Below are 24,515 nucleotides of genomic sequence, written 5' to 3' on the forward strand. Positions count from 1 at the left end.
GTCAGCCGCCTGTGTGGCTCATGTGGCGGCTCATTTTGCCATCCACCGACTGGCGGGAATAGTCGAAATCATGCCCCCTGGGCTTGAGGTCGATTGCGGCTCGGATCGCCTCTTCCAGCGGTTGCTCGGTGTCTGGATGGTCGCGCAGCGCACCGCGCAGGTCTGCCATATCCTCTTGCCCGAGGCACATATACAGCTCTCCGGTGCAGGTCAGGCGCACGCGATTGCAGCTTTCGCAGAAATTGTGCGACAGTGGCGTGATGAAGCCGATCTTTTGGCCTGTCTCTTCCAGACGGACATAGCGCGCGGGTCCACCGGTGCGTTCGGCCAGGTCGGACACTGTGTAGTGGTTTTCGTATTCCTTGCGCACATCTTTCAGTGACCAGTATTGGTCCAACCGGTCTTCGTTGCCGATATCCCCCATGGGCATCACCTCGATCCAGGTCAGGTCCATGTCGCGTTCGGCACACCATTTTGTGATCGTGGGGAGCTCTTCTTCGTTGAAGCCTTTCAACGCAACCGCATTGATTTTGATCCGCAACCCGGCCTTTTGCGCCGCATCAATTCCGTTCAGAACTTGCTTGAGACGTCCCCAGCGAGTGATCTGAGCGAATTTGTCCTCGTCCAGCGTATCCAGCGAGATATTCACCCGCCGTACGCCAGCGGCGTAGAGGTCATCGGCAAAGCGATGCAGTTGTGATCCGTTGGTGGTCAGCGTCAGCTCTTTCAACGCGCCGCTGTCCAGATGCCGGGTCATCGCGTTAAAAAACGTCATGATATTGCGGCGTACCAGCGGCTCACCCCCGGTGATCCGTAACTTTTCTACGCCCATGTTCACAAAGGTCGAACACATGCGGTCCAGCTCTTCCAGCGTCAGCAGGTCCTTTTTGGGCAGGAACTTCATGTCCTCGGACATGCAGTAGACACAGCGGAAATCGCAGCGGTCCGTGACGGAGACGCGGAGATAGGTGATGGCGCGAGCGAACGGGTCGATAAGTGGAGCAGTCATGCGACATAGGTAAAGCGCCACCCGCCCTGCGACAAGGGCGAACTGTGCTTTGCGCTGGTACAGATGCGCGCACGGCAGTAGGGTTTGGGCATGAGATATGCGCTTTTGCTATGCTGTATTCTGGTCGCGGGGTGCGATGCAGTCCGATCGACCACGGATCGAGTGTTCAACCGGGGTGAACCGGCTGCCGCACCCGAGCCCGAAGAGGCTGTGGTTGAAGAGGTTGCCGAACCCGAACCGGCCCCAGCAACCGCTGCCGGTTGGATCGGGGCCAAGACCACGATTGCCAGCTTGGGCGATCCGACGACGCCGGGGCGCTGGATGCAGACACCTCTGGTCGAGACGGAATTTACCGGGCGGGTGCTTGTACCCCGTACTGGCGCGCAGGCTTATATCACGCTGGTTCCCGCACCGGGGCCCGAAGGCGGGGGGAGCCGCCTGTCGCTGGACGCGATGCGAGAGCTGTTGTTGCCCTTTGATGAACTGGTCGAGCTAGAAGTCTACTCCAACTGATCTTTCAGGTACTTGCCTGCTTCGCGGCGGGCAAAGGGTTTCATCGCCAGGCCATGCGTTTGCAAAAAGGCGATGACGCGCGGTGCGTCGTGCTTGGACAATTCGCGCAGCCACCACGCGATAGATTTCTGGATGAACCAATCGCGGTCAGGCACATAGCCCGCAGCCCAGCCCAGAATCCGATCCCGGTGTTTCAGGTCGTCTGGTTTGGGATGGTTCTGTTTGGTCCAAGGCAGGGTAGCGACCAAAGCCGCGCGACGGGTCCACATGTGGTCGGATGTCGTCCAGCGTTCGACCTGATCCAACCGCGCAGGATCGGCGGACAGGCGTTTCTGCATTGCCATACAGGCGTGGTCGGCAACGGCCCAGGCGTCGAAATCGGGCAGCCAGCTTTGCAGCAGATCCCAAGCTGCTTCATCTGGCCGGATCCGTGCCTGCGTCAGCAGCTTGGCGGAGGCGATGCGCGCCTCGTGAATATTCGTCTGCCAAAGCGCATCTGACAGAGCGACGCGGTCCGACACATCCAGCTCTCGCCGCCAGCTTTTGGTCAGATCATTCAGAACCGGATTGGGCACTCCCAGATAAGCGCGGTCCACCTTGTGATAGGCGGCGGCCTGCTGCGCGCGCTCGGCATCCGCGTGCGCCTTGATCTGGTCCAGATAGACGGCGGCTTGTATCATTCGACAGTGACGGATTTCGCCAGATTGCGCGGCTGATCCACATCGGTGCCCTTTGCGACCGCCGTGTGATAGGCCAGCAACTGCGCCGGAACCGAATAGAGGATCGGTGCAAGGCTGGGATGGATATGGGGCATGCGAATAGTGCTTTGAACCCCGTCCCTGGCCTCGGCGATGCCGTCATCGTCGGAAACGAGGATCACCTTGCCTTTACGTGCCATTACCTCTTGCATGTTCGACACCGTCTTGTCGAAAATCGCATCGCGCGGAGCCATCACCACGACGGGCATATGCTTGTCGATCAGGGCGATGGGCCCATGTTTCAGCTCACCCGATGCATAACCTTCGGCGTGTATATAACTGATTTCTTTCAGTTTCAGCGCGCCTTCCATCGCCAGTGGAAACATGAGGCCGCGACCCAGAAACAAAACGTCGCGCGCCTCGGACAGGCGTTGGGCAGCGGCGCGGATGGCATCGTTTTGCTCCAGCGCTGTGTTCAGCACAGATGGCAGGCCACGCAAGGCGGCGGCGTGATCAGCCATTTGCTCGGGTGTCAGAGTGCCTCGGTCGGCAGCGGCCTTCAGCGCCAGCATCAGTAGCACGCTGAGCTGACAGGTGAAGGCTTTGGTCGAGGCAACGCCGATCTCGACCCCAGCGTGGATGGGCAGCGCGATGTCGCTTTCCCGCGCGATCGAGCTTTCGGGGACGTTGACGACCGATACGATCCTGTCGGCCTTGCCCTCGCAATAGCGCAGCGCGGCCAGCGTGTCGGCTGTCTCGCCCGACTGGCTGACGAACAAGGCCGCCGTACGACCGGGAATGGGCGGTTCGCGGTAGCGGAACTCGCTGGCGATATCGACCTCGACAGGGATCTTGGCCAGTTGCTCGAACCAGTATTTCGCGGTCAGACAGGCATAAAAAGCGGTGCCGCAGGCGACCATAGTTAGGCGGTCCAGCTTGGTGAAATCCAAATTGCCGGGCAGGGTGATCTCATCCCCGCCCGTGCGCAGATAGGATCGGATCGCCTCGGCCACCACAACGGGTTGTTCGGCGATTTCTTTGGCCATGAAGTGCTTGTGTCCGCCCTTGTCGGCGCGGGATTGGTCGATCTTGATCTGGCGGAGCTCACGATTGACCAACTCACCGGCTTCGTTACGGATCTCCAGCGAGGTGCGGGTCAGCACCGCGCGGTCACCCTCTTCTAGATAGGTGATGCGGTCGGTTAGCGGGGCCAGTGCGATGGCGTCCGAACCTACGTACATCTCGCCATCCCCGTGACCGACGGCCAGCGGAGAGCCCTTGCGCGCCGCCACGATCAAATCGTCCTGACCGTCGAAAAGGAACGCCAGCGCAAAAGCACCCTCAAGCCGGTCGATGGTTTTGAACGCGGCCTCAACCGGTGAGAGGCCAGACTTTAGGTAATGCTCAGCCATCAGAGCCACGGTTTCGGTGTCGGTTTCGGTTACGAAACCCACTCCATGCTCGGCCAGCTCAGCCCGTAGCTCGCGGTAGTTCTCGACTATCCCGTTATGCACCACGGCCACGGGGCCCGCCTGATGCGGGTGCGCATTGGTCACCGAGGGCACGCCGTGTGTGGCCCAGCGGGTATGGCCGATACCCGATTTACCGGGCAGGGGGTCATGTACCAGCAAATCGCTGAGGTTCACCAGCTTGCCTACGGCCCGTCTGCGTCCTAACGCTCCGTTGTTCACGGTCGCAATCCCGGCGCTGTCATAGCCGCGATATTCAAGGCGCTTCAGCGCCTCGACCAGAATTGGGGCGACCTCGTGTTCACCCAATACGCCTACGATACCACACATGGGTCAGGCTCCTTTGTCGCGGCGAGCCTTCTTCGCCTTGAGCATTTCAAAAAGTTTGCGCGCATAGCCGGGTTTGTTGTCCTGCTTGGCCCGTGCTACGGCCAGAGCGTCGGGCTCGACGTCGCGCGTGACCACCGTGCCGGTCGCCGTCATCGCGCCGTCACCCACGGTCACGGGGGCAACCAGCATGGTGTTTGATCCGATGAACACATTCTCACCAATCGTGGTCTTGTGCTTCATCACCCCGTCATAGTTGCAGGTGATCGTACCCGCTCCGATATTTGTTGCCGCACCAACAGAGGCATCCCCGATATAGCTGAGGTGGTTGACCTTAGCCCCTTCGGCGACCTCGGCATTCTTGATTTCGACGAAATTCCCGATGCGCGTGTTCTCGGCCAGTTCAGTGCCGGGGCGCAGGCGGGCATAGGGGCCGACGATAGCTCCGCGGCTGACATGGCAGCCTTCCAGATGCGAAAACGCCCGGATCGTCGCGCCACTTTCGACGGTGACACCGGGGCCAAAGACCACGTTGGGCTCGATCACCGTGTCCCGTCCGATGATCGTATCAGCGGCCAGGTAGACGGTTTCCGGAGCCATCAAGGTTACGCCCAGATCCAGCAGGTCTGCGCGGGCGCGAGCCTGGAATACCGCATCAGCAGCGGCCAGATCTGCGCGCGAGTTGACGCCTAGCGTCTGCGCCTCGTCACAGGCAACAGCGGTGACTTTCAGATCCCGGCTGCGGGCGATCTCGACCACGTCAGTCAGGTAGTATTCCTCGGACGCGTTGTCATTGCCTACCGCGTCGATCAACGAGAGCAAGGTTAGTACGTCACAGGCCAAAATCCCAGAGTTACAGAAGCTTATCGCGCGTTCCTCATCCGAGGCGTCCTTGTATTCTACGATCCGTTCCAGCGTGTCTCCCTGCATGACCAGACGGCCATAGCGGGCGGGATCGGCGGCCTCGAACCCCAGAATGACCAAATCATTCTGTGCGCGTGCCTCGATCATCCGTTCCAGCGTGTCAGGCTGCAAAAACGGCGTGTCACCGTAAAGGACCACCACGTCGCCTTCGAACCCCTCCAGCGCGGCGCGGGCCTGGGCGACGGCATGGGCGGTGCCCAACTGTTCCTCTTGTACGGCAATCTGCGCGGTCTCATCCTCGGCTGTGGCGACCTTGGCAACGGCCTCGGAGCCGTGGCCGGTGATAATCACCGTGCGTTCGGGCGACAGCACGGCCCCGGCGCGCATGGCGTGGACCAGCATCGGAGCTTGCGCGATGGGATGCAGAACTTTGGGGATATCCGAATTCATCCGGGTGCCTTTTCCGGCGGCGAGGATGACAAGGGCGGTGCTCATGAATTCGTTTTCTCTTTGTGTTTTGTTGGCGACCGTTTTATCCGCTGGGGGCAAAGGCGCAAGCGGTTCGGGCATCAAACTAGATTGCCGTTTGCAACACGACGTGGCGAAAACCCGCCGAGGCAGGAGGCTTTATGCGTACCGTAATCTTCGATCTGGATGGAACTTTGGCGGATACATCCGGCGATCTGCTAGAGGCCGCGAACCATTGTTTTCGTCATATGGGCCATGGTGATGTGCTGATCCACGGGCAGGACGCGGGCGTGGCACTTCGGGGTGGTCGGATGATGCTGACCCACGGGTTAAAGCGTGTTGGAGCATTCGAAGAGCAGACCATTTCGGACTATTACCCGATGTTGCTGGAGGCCTACGCGCAGGCCATCGACACCCATACCACCTTCTATCCCGGCGCGTTGGACGCGGTTGAGGCGCTGAAAGCGGCCGGTTACGGCGTGGGCATCTGCACCAACAAGCCCGAGGCGCTGGCGCATCAGTTGCTGTCACAGATGGGAGTGCGGGATCAGTTCGCCGCTCTGGTCGGGGCGGATACGTTGCCCGTGCGCAAACCCGACCCCGAACCGCTGCGCGAGGCTGCGCGGCGGGCAGGTGGTCATCCCGACCTGTGTGTTCTGATCGGCGACTCCGATACCGACCGGAACACGGCAAAGGCGGCGGGCGTGCCTTCGGTTCTGGTTACATTCGGCCCTTCTGGTGACGATATGGCCGCGCTGGAGCCCGAGGCGTTGCTGCATCATTTCGATGATCTGCCCCGCGTGGTCGAGGGGTTGATTGGTGCGGCGGCTTAGTCTCTTGACCCAAGCGGGCGTGAGGACCAGAACAGAGCCATGACCGAGATATTCACTGGCAGCTTCACCCAGCAGGAACCCATCCCCGAAGAGGCGGTCGAGGCCGCGCTCGCTGTACTGCGCCATGGGCGGTTGCACCGTTATAACGTGGTGCCCGGAGAACTGGGCGAAACCGCGCTGCTGGAGCAGGAATTCGCGGCGCAGATGGGGGCGAAATACTGTCTGGCGGTATCCTCGGGCGGATATGCGCTGGCCACGGCCCTGCGCGCAGTTGGGGTGCAGCCGGGTGATCCGGTGCTGACCAATGCTTTCACGCTGGCGCCGGTGCCGGGGTCAATCGCCTCGGTCGGGGCGAGGCCTGTGTTCGTGGGCGTGACCGAAGGGTTGGTGGTTGATCTGGACGATCTTGAAGCCAAGCTGGATCAGGCGCGAGTGCTGATGCTCAGCCATATGCGCGGGCATCTGTGCGACATGGACCGGCTGATGCAGATGTGCGACGCCGCAGGAGTGATCGTGATCGAGGACTGCGCCCATACGATGGGGGCAGCGTGGCGCGGGCAATTGTCGGGGCGGCAGGGGGCCATTGGGTGTTATTCCTGCCAGACCTACAAGCATGTGAACTCGGGTGAGGGCGGCTTGCTGGTCACCGATGATGAGGAACTTGCAGCGAAGGCGACGATGTTGTCGGGCTCGTATATGCTGTACGAACGTCATCTGGCCGCACCGGGGCCAGAGGTGTTTGAGCGGATCAAATATAACACCCCCAATGTCTCGGGCAGGATGGATAACCTGCGGGCGGCGATCCTGCGGCCTCAACTGCGGGATCTGGACCAGCAGGTTTCGCGCTGGAACGAACGCTATGCTGAGATCGAAGATGGTCTGCGCGACACGCCCGGCCTAACTATTGTCGAACGGCCCGAAGGTGAGACCTATGTGGGCTCATCCATTCAATTCCTGTTGCTGGATTGGTCGCCCGAGCGTATCGCCGAGGTGATCCACCGCTGCGCTGCGCGTGGGGTCGAGTTGAAGTGGTTCGGTGGGGCCGAGCCCACTGGTTTTACCTCGCGATACGACAGTTGGCGCTATGCGGATAGTGCGCCTTTGCCTGCCAGTGACCGGGTGCTGGCGGGGATCATGGATATGCGGGTGCCGCTGACATTCTCGCTGGAAGATTGCCGCCTTATTGCGCGGATCATCCGGGCCGAGGTTGGCGCGGTCTATCAATCCTGACCAGCGCTAATGCGCGCGCTGGTCCAGCGGGTGTTTGTTGTTTTTACCCAGACGCTCGACAAACCGTTTTTGCTGTTTGATCTGCGGGATGGTCTGCTGCGAGGTTGACGGGGTGACGGCTGTCAGGCCCGGGAACAGCAGGTGGAGCTCCTCCAACGCCTCGGCAGATAGGGCTGACAGAGACATCGGCGACAGCAACATGCTTTCACTGGGGGCGCCGTTCGCAAATACAATTTCATGGTCATCGAAAAGCAGATGGAAATAAGTCGTCGCACACGCCTGCGCCTCGACTTCTACCTCTGGCAGGGCGGTCAGCCGAATGGCTGAGATCAGAACCTCGCGCGCGCCAAACATACGTTCTGCCACGGGCGACGAGGCCTGCATCCGGTGCTGTCGTGACACCAACAAATCCGTATGCGGCATCCCTTGTCCAAGCGCACCTTTGGCAATGCGGATCGGAAGCAGCTTGGGTTCAGCCGTCATCTCGGCCTTGGAAACATGTCGCCGCCCGACCCATTTCAAAGCTTTGGCCCCCGATTGCGTCATCACCAGATCGCCGGCCTTCAACTGTTCGACGGGGATTTCACCATGTTCTGTGTCGATCAGCGTTCCCTGACAGAAACAGATCAGAAGCGAGATGTTGTCGACAATCGCGCCAAGGCTGTCATCTACGCCGATTTCGGTGAATCGCAGCGTGTATTCACCCGCCTCGGGGAAATCGACGTCTATGGTGATTGTTGTGAAGCTGGCCTCAGTTGGCAGAACGGTCATGGTTGAAATCACGATGCCGTCGCTGTCCACGATTTCGACCGTGAACCCATCGGTGCCCGCGTTACCCAACGAGGCTGTGCGCAATGCTGTATCGAATTCCAAAATACCCGAATGCGCATCGTCCAGCGTAAACGTCTGTTCCAAAACGGTGGTGAAACCCGAGCGGCCATCCAATTCTGAAACCAGGTTCCTTGAACCATTTCCAAGGAAGGCAAACTCGGGGTTGATTTCCACGTCGGTGCCCGACCAGTTCGAGCGGCCGCTGCTGAAATCTCCGTTAATAATCACATTCGTCGGGGCCATGGGATCTGCTTTCTAAATGATTTTCGACTCAACGCATGTCGGCGAGACCCTATTGGCTCAGCGTCGGGACGACAATGTGTTGAAATCGTGAAGATACTCTGAATCCGAGGTTTTTTGAGTGATTGCCCAGGTTCTTGACGTCCGCGCTTGTCCGTGTCAAATTATTTGAACAAGTGTTCATTAATCCAGTTGGAGGAAGTCGGGGATGTTCACGGCCACAATGCAGTTCGATCTGGGTGAAGATGTGAATGCCCTGCGGGAGATGGTTCATCGCTGGGCGCAGGAGCGGGTCAAACCGAAGGCTGCCGAGGTCGACAAATCCAACGCCTTTCCCAATGACTTATGGCGCGAGATGGGTGATCTGGGGATGTTGGGTATTACCGTACCCGAGGAATATGGCGGAGCGGGGATGTCCTATCTGGCCCATACCGTCGCAGTTGAAGAGGTGGCGCGGGCTTCGGCCTCGGTTTCGTTGTCATATGGGGCGCATTCAAATCTATGCGTCAACCAGATCAAGCTGAATGGGACGGACGAACAGAAAGCAAAATACCTGCCGCGACTTGTCTCGGGTGAACATGTTGGCGCGCTGGCCATGTCCGAGGCCGGAGCCGGATCGGATGTTGTGTCAATGAAGCTGCGCGCCGAAAAACGCAACGACCATTACCGGCTGAATGGCAGCAAATACTGGATCACCAATGGGCCGGACGCGGATACTCTGGTCGTCTATGCCAAAACCGACCCGGAGGCGGGATCGCGCGGAATCACCGCTTTTTTGATCGAGAAAAAGATGACCGGGTTTTCGACATCCCCGCATTTCGACAAGCTAGGGATGCGTGGGTCAAACACGGCCGAGCTGATCTTTGAAGATGTCGAGGTTCCGTTCGAAAACGTGTTGGGCGAGGAGGGCAAGGGCGTCGCGGTTTTGATGTCCGGTCTGGATTATGAACGCGTGGTGCTGGCCGGGATCGGCACCGGTATCATGGCTGCCTGTCTTGATGAGATCATGCCCTATCTGGCCGAGCGCAAGCAATTCGGCAAACCTATCGGGTCGTTCCAGCTGATGCAGGGCAAGATCGCCGATATGTATACAGCGATGAACTCGGCGCGGGCCTATGTCTATGAGGTCGCCAAAGCCTGTGATCGGGGGGATGTGACACGGCAGGATGCGGCGGCATGTTGCCTCTATGCGTCCGAGGCGGCGATGACGCAGGCGCATCAGGCGGTGCAGGCGATGGGCGGGGCCGGGTTCCTGTCGGATTCTGCCGTCAGCCGGATTTTCCGCGATGCGAAGCTGATGGAGATCGGTGCAGGCACCAGCGAAATCCGCAGGATGCTGATTGGCCGTGAGTTGATGAGTGAGATGTCGTGACGAAAAACGCCCCGCAACAGGATGCGGGGCGCAGAAGTGTTGGATCAGAAACGATGGACGTAGGAAACGCCAATCAGCCAGGGGTCGATCTCGGCTTCGCCGATATCGGCACCATCAAGCGACACGTCCGAGTCGATGTCGAACCAGCGCACGTTCAGACGTACGGCACCTTGTTCGGTGATGGCGTAGTCCAGACCGGCTTGCAACGCGAGTCCGACCGAGTTGTCCAGCTCAAGATCGCCCAAGGCAGAGCTTTCATCAAAGAAGATCGTGTAGTTGATGCCGGCACCGACATAGGGTTTCCAGGCGGTGCCTGTGTCGAAGTGGTAGTTCAACGACAGGGTGGGCGGCAGATGCTTGAGGCTGCCTGCGTCGACGCTGCCCCCCAGCGTGACTTCATGGCTGAACGGGGTTGCAGCCAGCAGCTCGATGCCCAGATTGTCGCGGACAAAGTATTCAACGGTGAAGATTGCGCTGACGTCGGAATCGACTTCGGCGTCCAGCCCGGCCAGCGTACCGTTATCGGATTTGGGCTCCAGATACCCCGCACCGATACCAACGGTCCAGTCACCCTGGTTCTGAGCAAGAACAGGAGAAGCAAGCGCCACAAGCGCAGTGGAAAGTGTCAAAGCGGCGAGTTTTTTGGTCATTTCATGGCCTCTGAATGTTTTGATGCTTCGGTTTTGCATCAACCGACCCCTGCCAACTCTGATCTGTGTCAAGTTTCTGTGACAGTTGGGGTGCGCGCGAAAAGGAAAAATCTCTTTGAATCAGGAGGTTCAAGCCATGTGTCCCGCTAGAAACATACCAGGTATGCTGGGTGTGGGTGGCTGGGATGTGCCAGACCGACTCAATATGGCGGCCCAATGTCTGGCGCAGCCGCATGATCAGGTTGCAGTCGTTGATCTGACACGCGATGCGCGAAAGGACATAACGTTCCGGGATCTTGCGCGGATGACGGATGGCATTGGGCAGGTTTTGCAACAACGGATCAGGCCCGGTGATCGGGTCGGTGTATTGCTTAGTCAGTCGCCTTGGTGTGCGGCGGCGCATCTGGCGATCTGGAAACTGGGCGCGATCTCGGTGCCTTTGTTCAAGCTGTTCCAACGCGATGCGCTGGCGTCACGCGCGGGCGACGCCGGGGTGCAGGTTGTGCTGACGGATGCCGAGGGGCAGACGCTGCTGAGTGGGTTGGCGGATCCGCTGCGTGTCGACCAAATCGCGCCGTCGGATCAGACGCTACCCTTTGCCGATACCGGCCCCGAGGATCCGGCGGTGCTGATCTATACCTCGGGCACCACTGGCAGCCCCAAGGGCGCGCTGCACGGGCATCGGGTGCTGACCGGCCATCTGCCCGGCGTGTCGATCAGCCATAACCATCTGCGCGACGGCGATTGCCTGTGGACCCCCGCCGACTGGGCGTGGATCGGTGGGCTGTTTGACGTGCTGATGCCAGGTCTGGCGCTGGGCATTCCGGTGGTCGCTGCGCGGCTTGAGAAGTTCACGCCCGAGGCCTGCGCCGATGTGGTCGCGCGCGGCGGGGTGCGCAACGTTTTCTTTCCGCCCACCGCGCTGCGGATGTTGAAAGCGGCGGATCAGGCCATTCCCGGTCTGCGTTCGGTCGCCTCGGGCGGCGAGCCGCTGGGGGCCGAGATGCTGGCCTGGGGGCAGCGGGCGTTTGGTCTGACGATCAACGAATTCTACGGGCAGACCGAATGCAATATGGTCGTGTCCTCCTGCGCCGAGGATTTCCCCGTGCGCCCCGGTTGTATTGGCAAACCGGTGCCGGGGCATGAGGTGGCGGTGATCGACGAGGCTGGCAATCCGACCAGCGACGAGGGCGACGTGGCCATCCGGCGCGGCTCGGCCTCGATGCTGTTGGAGTATTGGAACCGGCCTGAGGCAACAGCTGAGAAGTTTCGGGGCGACTGGCTGATCACCGGCGACCGTGGCGTGTGGGTGGGTGACTATCTGCGCTTCGTGGGGCGCGATGATGACGTGATTACGTCGGCCGGATACCGGATCGGCCCCGCCGAAATCGAGGATTGCCTGCTGACCCACCCGGCAGTGGCGACCGTGGGCGTGGTCGGCAAGCCCGACAAGCTGCGGACCGAGATCGTCAAGGCCTATGTGGTGTTGAAGCCAGGGGCCGAAGCGTCGGGCACTGAGCTGCAGGAGTGGGTCAAGGCTCGTCTGGCGCAGTATTCCTACCCGCGCGAGGTGGCGTTTCTGGAGGAATTACCGATGACGGTGACGGGAAAGGTTATCCGGAAGGAATTGAAGGCGCGGGCTGCTGGGGAGACAGCTGTATGAAACTAGTCAGCCTATTTTTAGTTACCTTGTGCTTTGCATCAAAAGCGAGTGCGCAGAGTACGGAATCCCAATACATTGATGCTCTTGCATGGCTTGACGGATGTTCGGCTTTGTCGAGGGGCGCCCCAATCACTCAGATGCATATGGATACCAAGTGCTTTGAGTGGGGAGTTGGGCATTGCTACTATCCACCCTCTTTAAAGACGGGAATTTCTTGCAAGAATGCGTTTGTCAGGCACCTAGAAATTCGATCGCATGAAATACTTGCAGAGCTCCCGAATGAGATTCCTGCTGTGAATGAGGCGGAAGCCCAGAACTACCTAAACGTTCTATCCCGATCACGCGCAAAGGTTGGGGCAAGCGATTGCACCTCAGGCGGGGAAAACGGTGCCATCCTGACTAGGTGTCACGTGAAAGCGTCGGGGCTTCGATGGGTGGAGGCTCGCAGGTTGGCTAGGTGGGCTGAGCTATCTAAACCGGAAGGTAAAGACCAATGAAGCTAGTATCCAAAGCCATGCCTACCTCTGAGGGCTACAAGGCAAACCGCACCGCCCATCTCGACGCTCTGGCGCACATCTCAGCTGCTGCCGAAGCGGCCCGTATGGGCGGCGGTGAGAAATCCCGCGCGCGGCATGAAGCCCGCGGCAAGATGCTCCCCAGGCGCCGGGTGGCGAACCTGTTGGACGCGGGGTCTCCGTTTCTGGAAGTCGGCGCAACGGCGGCGCATGGGATGTATGGCGATGCCGCGCCTTGTGCCGGGGTGATCGCGGGGATTGGCCGGGTCCAGGGGCGCGAGGTTATGGTGGTGTGCAACGATGCCACCGTGAAGGGCGGCACCTACTATCCAATGAGCGTCAAGAAACACCTGCGGGCACAGGAGATTGCCGAGGAAAACCATCTGCCCTGCATCTATCTGGTCGATAGCGGCGGCGCGAACCTGCCCAATCAGGATGAGGTGTTCCCCGACCGCGATCACTTTGGCCGCATCTTCTACAATCAGGCTCGGATGAGCGCCAAGGGGATTGCTCAGATCGCCGTGGTGATGGGGTCGTGTACGGCGGGTGGGGCTTATGTGCCCGCGATGTCGGATGTGACGATCATCGTCAAGGAACAGGGCACGATCTTTCTGGCCGGGCCGCCTCTGGTCAAGGCCGCGACGGGCGAGGTGGTCAGCGCCGAGGATCTGGGCGGTGGTGACGTACATACCCGCCTGTCCGGAGTGGCGGATTATCTGGCCGAGGATGATGCGCATGCACTGGCTTTGGCGCGCCGAGCCGTAGGGTCGCTGAACCTGCGCAAACCGCAGACGGTGGATTGGGCCAACCCTGAGGACCCGGCCTATGACCCAGAGGAAATTCTCGGGGTTGTGCCTGCCGATCTGCGCACGCCCTATGATATCCGCGAGGTGATTGCGCGGCTGGTCGATGGCTCGCGCTTCGATGAGTTCAAGCCGCGCTTCGGGGAAACGCTGGTAACCGGCTTTGCTCATGTTAAAGGCTGCCCGGTTGGGATCATCGCCAATAACGGCGTGCTGTTTTCCGAGGCGGCGCAGAAGGGCGCGCATTTTGTCGAGCTGTGTTCTCAGCGTCGCATCCCGCTGGTGTTCCTGCAGAACATTACCGGGTTTATGGTCGGCCGCAAATACGAGAACGAGGGCATCGCGCGGCACGGGGCCAAGATGGTGACGGCGGTGGCGACGACCTCGGTGCCGAAGGTCACAATGTTGGTGGGAGGCTCGTTCGGCGCGGGGAACTACGGCATGGCAGGGCGGGCGTATCAGCCGCGTTTTCTGTGGACCTGGCCGAATTCCCGGATTTCGGTGATGGGCGGCGAGCAGGCCGCAGGCGTTCTGGCCACCGTGAAACGCGACGGGATCGAGCGGCAGGGCGGTACCTGGTCGGCCGAGGAAGAGGCTGAATTCAAACGCCCGACCTTAGACATGTTCGAAGAGCAATCGCACCCGCTGTATGCCTCGGCGCGGCTCTGGGATGACGGCATCATCGACCCGCGCAAATCGCGCGATGTGTTGGCCTTGTCGCTGAGTGCGGCGTTGAATGCTCCGATCGAGGAGACACGCTTTGGCGTGTTCAGGATGTAAAATGGTCGATCTGGAAAAACTGAAATCACGCTACCCCGGCGCGCAGACCTTCAAGTTCGGAGACAATGCAACGCTAAGCGCCGAGTTGTTGGCGTTGGTGCGCGCAGGAAAGAAAACCGCGACCTGCGGCGCGTTGCGGGATTACCCCGAGGGCAGTGCGGACACGCCGGTTGTAGGGCGCAGGGACATCGCTTTGGAATGGGACGACCGACCGGCGCTGGTGATCGAAACGGTCGAAGTTTCGATCTGCCGCTATTGCGATGTGACCGAGGAGTTTGCGTTGGCCGAAGGCGAGAATGAGACGCTTGAGGGGTGGCGCGAAGATCACCGCCGGTACTTTGAACGAAATGGCGGGTTCGAGCCCGAGATGGAGCTGCTCTGCGAGCGGTTCCGGTTGGTCGAAGATCTGACGGTTGAGGGGTAAGTCATGTTCACCAAAATCCTGATTGCCAACCGGGGTGAGATTGCTTGTCGGGTGATCGAGACCGCCCAGAAGATGGGTGTGGCCTGCGTTGCGGTCTATTCTGATGTGGACGCCTCGGCCAAGCATGTGCAGATGGCGGACGAGGCAGTGCATATCGGTGGTGCGGCCCCGGCGGAGAGTTATCTGAAGGGCGACACGATCATTCAGGCGGCGCTCGACACCGGAGCGCAGGCGATCCATCCGGGCTACGGGTTTCTGTCTGAGAACCCGGATTTTGTGGATGCGGTCGAGGCGGCTGGGCTGACCTTTATCGGTCCCTCAGCCGAGGCGATCCGCAAGATGGGCCTCAAGGATGCTGCCAAAGTCTTGATGGAACAGGCGGGCGTGCCTGTGGTGCCGGGCTATCATGGCGACAATCAGGACCCGGAGCATTTGGCCGGTGCCGCGGACACAATCGGCTACCCTGTTCTCATCAAAGCTGTTGCAGGTGGCGGCGGAAAGGGTATGCGGCTGGTTGAACGTGCCGAAGATTTCGCAGACGCGCTGCACAGTGCGCGAGGCGAGGCGAGCACGGCCTTTGGCAACGACGCCGTTCTGGTCGAGAAATTCGTCTCCAAACCGCGCCATATCGAGGTGCAGGTTTTCGGCGACGGCACCCATGCGGTTCATCTGTTCGAACGCGATTGCTCGTTGCAGCGGCGCCACCAGAAGGTGATCGAAGAGGCTCCGGCACACGGTATGACGGCTGAAATGCGCGAAGCGATGGGGCAGGCCGGTGTACGCGCCGCCGAGGCGATTGGCTATAAGGGCGCGGGTACGGTTGAATTCATCGTTGATGCCTCGGACGGGCTGCGGCCGGATCGGTTCTGGTTCATGGAGATGAATACCCGCCTGCAAGTGGAGCATCCCGTGACCGAGGCGATTACAGGGGTTGATCTTGTCGAATGGCAATTGCGCGTGGCCGCGGGCGAGACGCTGCCGAAACAGCAGAGTGACCTTTCTATCTCGGGTCACGCATTCGAGGCGCGGCTGTATGCCGAGGACGTGCCCAAAGGCTTTCTGCCTGCGACAGGAACGTTGACGCATCTGCATTTCCCGACGCTCTGCCGGGCGGACAGCGGTGTGCGGGCAGGGGATACGATCAGTCCGTGGTATGACCCAATGATCGCCAAGGTCATCGTCCACGGCCCTACGCGCCCGGTCGCGCTGGAACAGTTGCACCGTGCTTTGCAGCAGACAGAGGTTGCGGGCACCGTGACAAACCTCGCCTTTCTGGGCGCGCTGACTCGGCATCAGGGGTTCGCATCCGGCGATGTGGACACCGGCCTGATCGGGCGTGATCTGGATGGGTTGGTTCAGACCTCGGCAACCTCAACGCGTGCCGCAGTTGCGGCGGCCATGACCGCTGCGGGTTTGGTGGGCACATCCGAGGATACAGGATTCTCCCTGTGGGCGCCTCTGCATCGTGCCGTTCAGCTTATGGCGGATGATGTGATTGATCTGGATGCGCAGGTCGAAGGACCGAACCGGCAGGTCTGGCACATCGGCGACGAGACGATTCTGGCCGAACGCACCGCGGGGAACTGGACTATCGGTGGTGCAGCTATGCCGCGCGTTTCAGTCGCTGGTTCCAAGATCACGGTATTCGAGGGTTATGGCCAGGTGTTCGAGATGATCGACCCGCTGGACCGCGATACCAGCGCCATTGGCAATACAAATGTGATCGAGGCTCCGATGCCCGGTCTGGTCAAGGCGGTCTTTGCGCAGTCTGGGCAGGCTGTGGCCGAGGGCGACCGGTTGGCCATCCTTGAGGCTATGAAGATGGAGCATTCGTTGCTGGCAGCCCGCGATGGCGTCGTGGCCGAAGTGCTGGTCGAGGCGGGCGCTCAGGTCGAGGCCGGGGCCGCACTGGTCCGGCTGGAGGAGGAATGACCTGTTCCTGCCGCCTTAGCCGTGGCACAGTTGGATCAACAGCTTAGCGGAGGAGTAAGATGGGCGATCGGGTCGAGATATTCGAAGTGGGGCCGCGCGACGGGCTGCAGAATGAACAGCGGGAAATCCCGGTAGCGGAAAAGATCGCTCTGGTGGATTGCCTCAGCCGCGCCGGGTTCAACCGGATCGAGGTGGCCAGCTTTGTCTCGCCCAAATGGGTGCCGCAGATGGCAGGTAGTGCCGAGGTGCTGGCCGGGATCAGCCGGGCCGATGGTATCCGCTATGCTGCGCTGACACCGAATATGCGTGGATATGAGGACGCGTTGGCCGCTAAAGCGGATGAGATTGCAGTGTTTGCCTCGGCGTCCGAGGGGTTCTCGAAGGCCAATATCAACGCGACGATTGCGGAATCCATCGAACGCTTCACCCCGATCCTTGAGGCCGCGCGCCATATCGACCTGCCGGTGCGGGGCTATGTGTCCTGCGTGACCGACTGCCCCTATGACGGTCCGATCTCGCCCGAAAAGGTGGCCGAGGTGGCCGACACATTGTTCGCGCTGGGCTGCTATGAGATCTCGCTGGGCGACACGATCGGGCAGGGGACGCCTGACACAATCGCTCATATGCTTCTGGCCGTGCGCGAACGGGTGCCTGTGACGCGTTTGTCGGGGCATTTTCATGACACCACGGGACGTGCCATCGACAATATCGACGCAGCTCTGGCGCTTGGTGTGCGGACATTCGATTCGGCGGTCGGCGGTCTGGGAGGGTGCCCTTATGCGCCGGGGACGGCTGGCAATGTAGCGACCGAAGCGGTTGTCGCTCATCTGGAACGATTGGGGTATGAGACGGGCATTGACATGGCCACAGTAGAAGAAGCCGCGCAGATGGCGCGCGCCATGCGGGCGGAGTAAGGGATGTTCGAAACGATCTCGGTTACGTCGGATGCGCGTTGTGTTGCCACTCTGACGCTGAGCCGCCCAGAAAAACACAATGCCATGTCGGCGCAAATGATTTCCGAACTGACGCAGGCGGCTGCGCAGTTGGGGGCCGACGACGCAGTTCGGGTGGTCGTTCTGACCGGCGCGGGCAAAAGCTTCTGCGCCGGAGGTGATCTGGGCTGGATGCAGGCGCAGATGGCGGCTGACCCCGCAACCCGTTTCGTTGAAGCACGCAAACTGGCCGAGATGTTGCAGGCCTTGAACACGATGCCCAAACCGTTGATCGGCTTGGTGCAGGGAAACGCATTCGGAGGCGGGGTCGGACTGGCCTCGGTCTGCGATGTCGCCATTGGAGTTGATACGCTGAAGATGGGGCTGACCGAAACCCGGTTGGGTCTGATCCCGGCCACCATTGGCCCTTATGTAATCTCCCGTATGGGCGCGGCGCGCGCACGACGCGTCTTCATGTCGGCGCGCCTGTTCGATGCCGCCGAAGCCGTTCAGCTTGGGCTGTTGGCCAAGACCGCCTCGGTAGATGATCTGGCCGATGCGGTTGAGGCCGAAGTTGCCCCCTATCTGTCCTGTGCGCCTGGCGCGGTCGCCTCGGCCAAGGCGCTGGTGCGTGATCTGGGACCGCGGATTGACGACACCGTGATCGACCAGACCATCCGCGCCTTGGTGGACCGGTGGGAAACCGATGAAGCGCAGGAGGGAATCGCCGCCTTTTTCGAGAAACGAAAAGCTGCATGGATTGAAAAGGTTTAGCTGATAGTCCCAATCCAGCGGGGCGGGGAATCGCCGTGGTGAACCAACCCGTATTGGCAAGCGGATATTTCGCGCCCTGCGCGTTTGTGTTCGGTTGACCCTCTGACCCCGCAGGGATAGAGAATGTCCAGTCAACTCGCCAATTGACGGCGCACCCTTTGGGGGTATGCGCAGGAAAGGAGCTATTCGTGGAAGACCTGCTGCGGGAGTACCTCCCGATTCTGGTGTTTCTGGCCGTTGCCGTAGGCCTTGGGATCGTCCTGATTCTGGCCGCTGTGGTTTTGGCTGTCCGCAATCCCGACCCTGAAAAGGTCAGCGCATATGAATGTGGCTTCAACGCCTTTGACGATGCGCGGATGAAGTTCGATGTCCGGTTCTATCTGGTCTCGATTCTGTTCATCATCTTCGATCTGGAAATCGCCTTCCTGTTCCCTTGGGCCGTCGGCTTCAAAGACATCAGCGATGTGGGCTTCTGGTCCATGATGGTGTTTTTGGGCGTTCTGACCATTGGCTTTGCCTATGAATGGAAGAAAGGGGCCTTGGAATGGGAGTGATGACGGGCGCAAACACCGCCGGCGTCGATAAAGAAGTCGCCACCCAGGCCCTGAATGCGGAATTGCAGGACAAGGGTTTTCTGCTGACCTCGACCGAGGACATCATCAACTGGGCGCGTACCGGGTCTTTGCACTGGATGACATTCGGTTTGGCTTGCTGTGCGGTTGAGATGATGCATACCTCGATGCCGCGCTACGATGCGGAACGTTTTGGTATCGCGCCGCGCGCCTCACCGCGTCAGTCCGACGTGATGATCGTGGCCGGGACGCTGACCAACAAGATGGCCCCTGCGCTGCGCAAGGTCTATGACCAGATGCCCGAGCCGCGTTATGTCATCTCGATGGGGTCCTGCGCCAATGGGGGCGGGTACTACCACTATTCCTATTCTGTCGTGCGCGGCTGTGACCGGATCGTGCCCGTGGATATCTACGTGCCCGGTTGCCCCCCGACCGCCGAGGCGCTGCTGTACGGCCTGATGCAGCTGCAACGCAAAATTCGCCGCACGGGGACGATTGTCCGATGAGTGCTGCTGTCGTCAGGCGCTGGGAAGCCGTTGTCGCTCGGGAGGATGTTCCGGGCTGGGTTGAGACATTTCGTACCCGTGCTTTGCCCGGAATGCGCACCCTGAACGGGTTCCTGTCAGTTTCCTTCTTGGTCAGACGCGAGCAGGACCCTTGCCACATCGTCGTGCTGACAAAATGGCGCGATATGGCGGCTATTGTGGCTTACGCTGGCCAAAACGCCGAAAAGACGGTCATGCCTGATTTTATGGCGAAGTTTTTCAAGTCATACGATGCCGAAGCAACGTTTTATGACGAAGTTCTTCAGGAGGGACGCGATGAGTGACGCGCTCAAAGAACTCGGCGCGCAGCTTGAGCTGAAGCGGGCCGATTGTGTTCTGTCCTGGGATGTGACCCATGGCGAACTGAACGTGGATGTGGCCCCGTCGAACCTTGTGGAATTCGTGGAGTTCCTGCGGACGGACCAGAACTGCAAATTCTCGTCTCTGGTTGATATCACCGGCGTCGATTACCCCGAGCGGGCCAAGCGGTTCGATGTGGTTTATCACTTCTTGTCGATGTATCAGAACCAGCGCATTCGCCTGCGGGTTTCGGTGCGCGAAGAGGATATGGTGCCTTCAATCGTGGATATTCACCCCTCGGCCAACTGGTTCGAACGTGAGGTGTTCGACATGTTCGGCATCCTGTTCTCGGGTCACCCCGACCTGCGGCGGATCCTGACTGACTATGGTTTCCGCGGCTATCCGCTGCGCAAGGATTTCCCGACGACGGGCTATACCGAGGTTCGCTATGACGAGGCTGAAAAGCGTGTCGTATACGAACCGGTTAGCCTAGTGCAGGAATACCGGCAATTCGATTTCATGTCCCCTTGGGAAGGTGCGAATTACATCCTACCAGGGGATGAAAAACAGGAGTAGCCATCATGTTTGAGTTCCTGATCTGGATAGTTCTGGTGGTCGTAACGATCGTACCGATGATCAAGCTGCTGCCGCATTTCGGGATCAACAAGAACTGGGCGTTTGCCTGCGTTATCTCTCCGGCTGTGATTGTCCTGTTGTGGATGATGGCCATGAAACTGCAAGAGATGGAGCGACGCTGACATGATGGGCGAACTGATCATTTTGGGCGCTTTGGGCGTCTTGCTTGCAGGGGCTGCAGCCAAGGCGGCTGAGGCCGAAAAGGTCCGCGTTCGGGCCGAGGCAAAGAAGAAACGAGGGCGTTGATGGACGGCTCAAGATACGATGACGGCAGCACGGACGCGCTGAGCGGAGAACAGAAGATCCGCAACTTCAACATTAACTTTGGCCCGCAACACCCTGCGGCGCACGGAGTTTTGCGCCTTGTGCTTGAGCTGGACGGCGAGATTGTCGAACGCTGCGACCCGCATATCGGTCTGCTGCACCGTGGCACCGAAAAGCTGATGGAAAGCCGGACGTATCTGCAAAACCTGCCGTATTTCGACCGTCTGGACTACGTGGCGCCGATGAATCAGGAACATGCCTGGTGTCTGGCCATTGAAAAACTAACCGGGGTTGAGGTGCCGCGCCGTGGCTCGCTGATCCGGGTTCTGTATTCCGAGATCGGGCGCATCCTGAACCACCTGCTGAACGTGACGACGCAGGCTATGGACGTGGGCGCGCTGACGCCGCCGCTCTGGGGGTTCGAAGAACGCGAAAAGCTGATGGTGTTCTATGAGCGTGCCTGTGGCGCCCGCTTGCACGCCGCTTATTTTCGCCCTGGTGGTGTCCACCAGGACCTGCCGCCGGAATTGCTGGATGATATCGAGGCGTGGAGCCACGAATTCCCCGCCGTTTTGGACGACATCGACGGCCTGTTGACCGAAAACCGCATCTTCAAGCAGCGCAACGCCGATATTGGCGTCGTGACCGAGGACGACATTCAGAAATACGGTTTCTCGGGCGTGATGGTCCGTGGCTCGGGTCTGGCATGGGATTTGCGCCGCGCGCAGCCCTATGAATGCTATGATGAGTTCGAATTCCAGATCCCGGTCGGTAAGAATGGCGACTGCTACGACCGCTATCTGGTGCGCATGGAGGAAATGCGTCAGTCGCTGTTGATCATCCGTCAGGCCATCGCCAAAATCCGCGAATGCCCCGGTGACGTGCTGGCACGCGGAAAGATCACCCCGCCGAAACGCTCGGACATGAAGACCTCGATGGAGAGCCTGATCCATCACTTCAAGCTTTATACCGAGGGCTTCCATGTCCCTGCAGGCGAGGTCTATGCCGCCGTCGAAGCCCCTAAAGGTGAGTTCGGCGTCTATCTGGTGGCCGACGGCACCAACAAACCCTACCGCGCCAAACTGCGCGCGCCGGGCTTCCTGCACCTGCAAGCCATGGACCACGTCGCCGGAGGGCACCAACTGGCCGACGTCGCCGCCATCATCGGCACCATGGATGTCGTATTTGGAGAGATTGACCGCTAATGCTCCGCCGTCTTCACCCCGAACAACCCGATGCTTTCGCCTTCACTGCTGCCAACCAGCAATGGGCCGAAGCACAGATCACCAAATACCCCGAGGGTCGCCAGGCCAGCGCGGTGATCCCGCTGCTGTGGCGCGCGCAAGAGCAGGAGGGGTGGCTGTCCCGTCCGGCGATTGAATCCGTCGCCGACATGCTGGGCATGGCTTATATCCGCGTGCTTGAGGTCGCCTCGTTCTATTTCATGTTCCAACTGCAACCGGTTGGATCGCTGGCGCATATTCAGGTGTGCGGCACGACGTCCTGCATGATCTGCGGGGCCGAGGACTTGATCACGGTTTGCAAGGAAAAGATCGCGGCCAAGCCGCACGCGCTGTCCGCCGATGGCAAGCTGAGTTGGGAAGAGGTTGAATGCCTCGGCTCTTGCACCAACGCGCCGATGGCGCAGATCGGCAAGGATTACTACGAAGACCTGACCGCCGAGAGCTTTGGCAAGATCATCGATGATCTGGTGGCGGGCAAGGTGCCGACACCGGGCCCGCAGAACGGGCGTTATGCGGCTGAACCGCTCAGCGGCCTTAGCAGCCTGGCGGAATACGAGCCGGGCAAGCCTGAACACAATGCCAGTGTTGAGCTGGCGACCGATTTGGGCGACACCGTCAAGCGCATCGACGGGACTGAGGTTCCGATCCTGACCCCGTGGTTGGGCAAGGATGGCAAGACGGCGGCAAGCAAATCGGCCCCGAAACCTCCGAAGGAGGGCGCGACGCCGAAACCTGCTGTGAAGCAGGCTGAAGAGGCGAAGGCCAAAGCGGCGGATGAGGACCAGCCCGAAACGCTAACCGCAGCGCGCGGTGGCAAGGCCGATGATCTGAAGATGCTGAAAGGTGTCGGGCCGAAGCTGGAAGAAAAGCTGAACGATCTGGGCGTCTACCACTATGACCAGATCGCGAATTGGACTGCTGGGAATATCGCTTGGGTGGACGCTCGGTTGAAGTTCAGGGGGCGGATTGAACGCGATGGCTGGGTTGCGCAGGCAACCAGTCTGGCTGCGGGGGAAGAGACCGATTTTGCCAAACGTGCCAAGGAAGACGGCACTTACGAGGATTAAGCGGGTGCCCATACGGGGCATCGGGATGAGATGGACAAAGACAAGGAACAGGCCATAGCCCGAAAGGGCCGTCACATCGGCATTGTCATCGCTGCGACGATGGTGCTGTGGCTTGCCATGTCTTTTGTCGGTCCGCAGTTGGGGCTGCCGGGCCGTTATGCGCTGCTGTTTGATTTTGCCGCTTTGGCAGGATTCATCTATGCGGGCGTCAACATTTTTCAACTCTGGCGCATGCGCCAGGACAGCTGAAGGTAACACGCGATGCTGAAGGATCAGGACCGGATCTTTACCAACATCTATGGGATGCATGAGCGCACATTGCGGGGCGCACAGGCGCGCGGGCATTGGGACGGCACGGCGGGCCTGATCGATAAAGGCCGCGACTGGATCATCCAGACGATGAAGGACTCGGGCCTGCGGGGGCGTGGCGGGGCGGGCTTTCCGACAGGTCTGAAATGGTCGTTCATGCCCAAGGAAAGCGACGGTCGTCCGGCCTATCTGGTTGTGAATGCGGATGAATCCGAGCCCGGCACCTGCAAAGACCGAGAGATCATGCGCCATGATCCGCACACGCTGATCGAGGGTTGTCTGATCGCCTCTTTCGCGATGAATGCACATACTTGCTACATCTATCTGCGCGGCGAATACATTCGCGAGCGTGAGGCGCTGCAGGCGGCGATTGATGAAGCCTACGACGCTGGTCTGCTGGGCAAGAACGCCGCCGGTTCGGGCTGGGATTTCGACCTGTTCCTGCATCACGGGGCCGGGGCCTATATCTGTGGTGAGGAAACCGCCCTGATCGAAAGCCTTGAGGGCAAGAAGGGCATGCCGCGGATGAAACCTCCGTTCCCGGCGGGCGCTGGCCTCTATGGCTGCCCAACCACGGTGAACAATGTGGAATCGATTGCCGTTGTGCCGACGATCCTGCGCCGAGGCGCGGATTGGTTTGCGGGCTTTGGCCGTCAGAACAACGCGGGCACCAAGCTTTTTGCGATCTCGGGCCATGTGAACAATCCCTGCGTGGTCGAAGAAGCGATGTCGATCTCGTTTGAGGAACTGATTGAGACCCATTGCGGCGGTATTCGCGGCGGCTGGGACAATTTGCTGGCTGTGATTCCGGGCGGCTCGTCTGTTCCTTGCGTGCGCGGTGAAAACATGCGCGACGCGATCATGGATTTCGATTACCTGCGCAACGACCTGGGCTCGGGCCTGGGAACGGCGGCGGTGATCGTGATGGACAAATCCACCGATATCATCAAGGCTATCTGGCGGCTGTCGAAGTTCTACAAGCACGAAAGCTGTGGCCAGTGTACGCCGTGCCGCGAAGGCACCGGCTGGATGATGCGCGTGATGGATCGTCTGGTGCGCGGTGAGGCTGAGCTGGAAGAGATCGACATGCTGTTCGATGTGACCAAACAGGTCGAAGGTCACACAATCTGCGCCTTGGGCGACGCGGCTGCTTGGCCGATCCAGGGTCTGATCCGCAATTTCCGCGAAGAGATCGAGGATCGCATCAAAGCGCAAAAATCCGGTCGCAGCGGCGCGATGGCGGCGGAATAA

The 24,515-nt window shown here is 60.0% G+C and carries 26 protein-coding genes; 20 read left to right on the top strand and 6 right to left on the bottom strand.

From position 1 onward, the window contains the following. Position 1: 1 nt before the first annotated feature. Positions 2 to 1,009, bottom strand: a complete 1,008-nt coding sequence (gene moaA, locus GOV79_RS01630; RefSeq protein WP_170788356.1) for a GTP 3',8-cyclase MoaA — start codon at positions 1,007 to 1,009, stop codon at positions 2 to 4. 90 nt (positions 1,010 to 1,099) lie between these two features. Here moaA and GOV79_RS01635 point away from each other — a divergent pair, with 90 nt between their 5' ends. Next, positions 1,100 to 1,522 (top strand): hypothetical protein, encoded by a 423-nt coding sequence (locus GOV79_RS01635; protein WP_170788357.1) that lies wholly within the window; start codon positions 1,100 to 1,102, stop codon positions 1,520 to 1,522. Here the strand turns inward: GOV79_RS01635 and GOV79_RS01640 are convergent. Genes GOV79_RS01640 through glmU form a run of 3 tightly spaced genes read right to left on the bottom strand, consistent with a single transcriptional unit; the run spans position 1,510 to position 5,375 of the window. Then, the gene (locus tag GOV79_RS01640) at positions 1,510 to 2,202 is read right to left on the bottom strand and encodes a DNA alkylation repair protein (RefSeq protein WP_170788358.1); all 693 of its coding nucleotides are present in this window, start codon (positions 2,200 to 2,202) and stop codon (positions 1,510 to 1,512) included. The two genes, GOV79_RS01635 and GOV79_RS01640, sit on opposite strands and share 13 nt — an antisense overlap. Beyond that, on the bottom strand, positions 2,199 to 4,019 hold the full coding sequence (gene glmS / locus GOV79_RS01645) for a glutamine--fructose-6-phosphate transaminase (isomerizing) (RefSeq protein WP_170788359.1): 1,821 nt from the start codon (positions 4,017 to 4,019) through the stop codon (positions 2,199 to 2,201). Before glmS ends, GOV79_RS01640 begins: the two co-directional genes overlap by 4 nt. A 3-nt stretch (positions 4,020 to 4,022) precedes the next feature. After that, positions 4,023 to 5,375 carry a bifunctional UDP-N-acetylglucosamine diphosphorylase/glucosamine-1-phosphate N-acetyltransferase GlmU gene (gene glmU / locus GOV79_RS01650; RefSeq protein WP_170788360.1) on the bottom strand — a complete coding sequence of 451 codons (1,353 nt, stop codon included), beginning with the start codon at positions 5,373 to 5,375 and terminating at the stop codon, positions 4,023 to 4,025. A 134-nt stretch (positions 5,376 to 5,509) separates the two neighbouring features. On the opposite strand from glmU, the gene GOV79_RS01655 reads away from it, so the two are divergent. Beyond that, entirely contained in the window at positions 5,510 to 6,181 is a 672-nt protein-coding gene (locus GOV79_RS01655) for an HAD-IA family hydrolase (RefSeq protein WP_170352600.1), read from the top strand. A gap of 39 nt (positions 6,182 to 6,220) precedes the next feature. Then, complete coding sequence (locus GOV79_RS01660; RefSeq protein WP_170788361.1) at positions 6,221 to 7,411, top strand: DegT/DnrJ/EryC1/StrS family aminotransferase; 1,191 nt, start codon at positions 6,221 to 6,223, stop codon at positions 7,409 to 7,411. Positions 7,412 to 7,417: 6 nt separating this feature from the next. On the opposite strand, the gene GOV79_RS01665 is transcribed toward GOV79_RS01660, so the two are convergent. Next, positions 7,418 to 8,485, bottom strand: coding sequence for a Hint domain-containing protein (locus tag GOV79_RS01665; protein WP_170788362.1), 1,068 nt, complete (start codon positions 8,483 to 8,485; stop codon positions 7,418 to 7,420). A 205-nt stretch (positions 8,486 to 8,690) separates the two neighbouring features. Between GOV79_RS01665 and GOV79_RS01670 the strand changes: the two genes are divergently transcribed. Further along, entirely contained in the window at positions 8,691 to 9,854 is a 1,164-nt protein-coding gene (locus tag GOV79_RS01670; RefSeq protein WP_170788363.1) for an isovaleryl-CoA dehydrogenase, read from the top strand. Between the two features lie 44 nt (positions 9,855 to 9,898). Here the strand turns inward: GOV79_RS01670 and GOV79_RS01675 are convergent, their stop codons facing one another. Beyond that, entirely contained in the window at positions 9,899 to 10,504 is a 606-nt protein-coding gene (locus GOV79_RS01675; protein ID WP_170769258.1) for an OmpW/AlkL family protein, read from the bottom strand. Between the two features lie 136 nt (positions 10,505 to 10,640). Between GOV79_RS01675 and GOV79_RS01680 the strand changes: the two genes are divergently transcribed. The 16 genes from GOV79_RS01680 to nuoF all read left to right on the top strand — a co-directional run bounded on the left by GOV79_RS01680 (position 10,641) and on the right by nuoF (position 24,515). Then, positions 10,641 to 12,167 carry an AMP-binding protein gene (locus GOV79_RS01680; protein WP_170788364.1) on the top strand — a complete coding sequence of 509 codons (1,527 nt, stop codon included), beginning with the start codon at positions 10,641 to 10,643 and terminating at the stop codon, positions 12,165 to 12,167. Between the two features lie 493 nt (positions 12,168 to 12,660). After that, positions 12,661 to 14,265, top strand: coding sequence for a carboxyl transferase domain-containing protein (locus tag GOV79_RS01685; RefSeq protein WP_170788365.1), 1,605 nt, complete (start codon positions 12,661 to 12,663; stop codon positions 14,263 to 14,265). Position 14,266: 1 nt separating this feature from the next. Beyond that, complete coding sequence (locus tag GOV79_RS01690) at positions 14,267 to 14,689, top strand: ASCH domain-containing protein (RefSeq protein WP_170788366.1); 423 nt, start codon at positions 14,267 to 14,269, stop codon at positions 14,687 to 14,689. Positions 14,690 to 14,692: 3 nt separating this feature from the next. Further along, entirely contained in the window at positions 14,693 to 16,621 is a 1,929-nt protein-coding gene (locus tag GOV79_RS01695; protein WP_170788367.1) for an acetyl/propionyl/methylcrotonyl-CoA carboxylase subunit alpha, read from the top strand. Positions 16,622 to 16,680: 59 nt separating this feature from the next. Then, positions 16,681 to 17,535: a hydroxymethylglutaryl-CoA lyase gene (locus tag GOV79_RS01700; protein WP_170788368.1), complete on the top strand. Its 855-nt coding sequence runs from the start codon at positions 16,681 to 16,683 to the stop codon at positions 17,533 to 17,535. Positions 17,536 to 17,538: 3 nt separating this feature from the next. Then, positions 17,539 to 18,327 carry a crotonase/enoyl-CoA hydratase family protein gene (locus GOV79_RS01705; RefSeq protein WP_170788369.1) on the top strand — a complete coding sequence of 263 codons (789 nt, stop codon included), beginning with the start codon at positions 17,539 to 17,541 and terminating at the stop codon, positions 18,325 to 18,327. A gap of 188 nt (positions 18,328 to 18,515) precedes the next feature. After that, a complete protein-coding gene (locus GOV79_RS01710; RefSeq protein ID WP_050602775.1) occupies positions 18,516 to 18,881 on the top strand; it encodes an NADH-quinone oxidoreductase subunit A in 366 nt (121 codons plus the stop codon). Then, positions 18,872 to 19,405 (top strand): NuoB/complex I 20 kDa subunit family protein, encoded by a 534-nt coding sequence (locus GOV79_RS01715; RefSeq protein ID WP_037307875.1) that lies wholly within the window; start codon positions 18,872 to 18,874, stop codon positions 19,403 to 19,405. The genes GOV79_RS01710 and GOV79_RS01715 overlap by 10 nt, the downstream gene beginning before the upstream one ends. Then, positions 19,402 to 19,728 (top strand): antibiotic biosynthesis monooxygenase, encoded by a 327-nt coding sequence (locus GOV79_RS01720; RefSeq protein WP_170769266.1) that lies wholly within the window; start codon positions 19,402 to 19,404, stop codon positions 19,726 to 19,728. The genes GOV79_RS01715 and GOV79_RS01720 overlap by 4 nt, the downstream gene beginning before the upstream one ends. Continuing rightward, positions 19,721 to 20,320: an NADH-quinone oxidoreductase subunit C gene (locus GOV79_RS01725; RefSeq protein ID WP_170788370.1), complete on the top strand. Its 600-nt coding sequence runs from the start codon at positions 19,721 to 19,723 to the stop codon at positions 20,318 to 20,320. Before GOV79_RS01720 ends, GOV79_RS01725 begins: the two co-directional genes overlap by 8 nt. A 5-nt stretch (positions 20,321 to 20,325) precedes the next feature. Next, complete coding sequence (locus GOV79_RS01730; RefSeq protein ID WP_170784206.1) at positions 20,326 to 20,502, top strand: hypothetical protein; 177 nt, start codon at positions 20,326 to 20,328, stop codon at positions 20,500 to 20,502. Between the two features lies 1 nt (position 20,503). Then, complete coding sequence (locus GOV79_RS22480; protein ID WP_257599041.1) at positions 20,504 to 20,626, top strand: hypothetical protein; 123 nt, start codon at positions 20,504 to 20,506, stop codon at positions 20,624 to 20,626. Beyond that, on the top strand, positions 20,626 to 21,849 hold the full coding sequence (locus GOV79_RS01735; RefSeq protein WP_170352614.1) for an NADH-quinone oxidoreductase subunit D: 1,224 nt from the start codon (positions 20,626 to 20,628) through the stop codon (positions 21,847 to 21,849). The genes GOV79_RS22480 and GOV79_RS01735 overlap by 1 nt, the downstream gene beginning before the upstream one ends. Beyond that, the gene (gene nuoE, locus GOV79_RS01740; protein ID WP_170788371.1) at positions 21,849 to 22,955 is read left to right on the top strand and encodes an NADH-quinone oxidoreductase subunit NuoE; all 1,107 of its coding nucleotides are present in this window, start codon (positions 21,849 to 21,851) and stop codon (positions 22,953 to 22,955) included. Before GOV79_RS01735 ends, nuoE begins: the two co-directional genes overlap by 1 nt. 30 nt (positions 22,956 to 22,985) lie before the next feature. Next, positions 22,986 to 23,204: a DUF5337 domain-containing protein gene (locus tag GOV79_RS01745; RefSeq protein ID WP_170788372.1), complete on the top strand. Its 219-nt coding sequence runs from the start codon at positions 22,986 to 22,988 to the stop codon at positions 23,202 to 23,204. Between the two features lie 12 nt (positions 23,205 to 23,216). Further along, a complete protein-coding gene (gene nuoF / locus GOV79_RS01750; protein ID WP_170788373.1) occupies positions 23,217 to 24,515 on the top strand; it encodes an NADH-quinone oxidoreductase subunit NuoF in 1,299 nt (432 codons plus the stop codon).

This window comes from Ruegeria lacuscaerulensis (assembly GCF_013034745.1).
GTDB lineage: Bacteria > Pseudomonadota > Alphaproteobacteria > Rhodobacterales > Rhodobacteraceae > Ruegeria > Ruegeria lacuscaerulensis_B.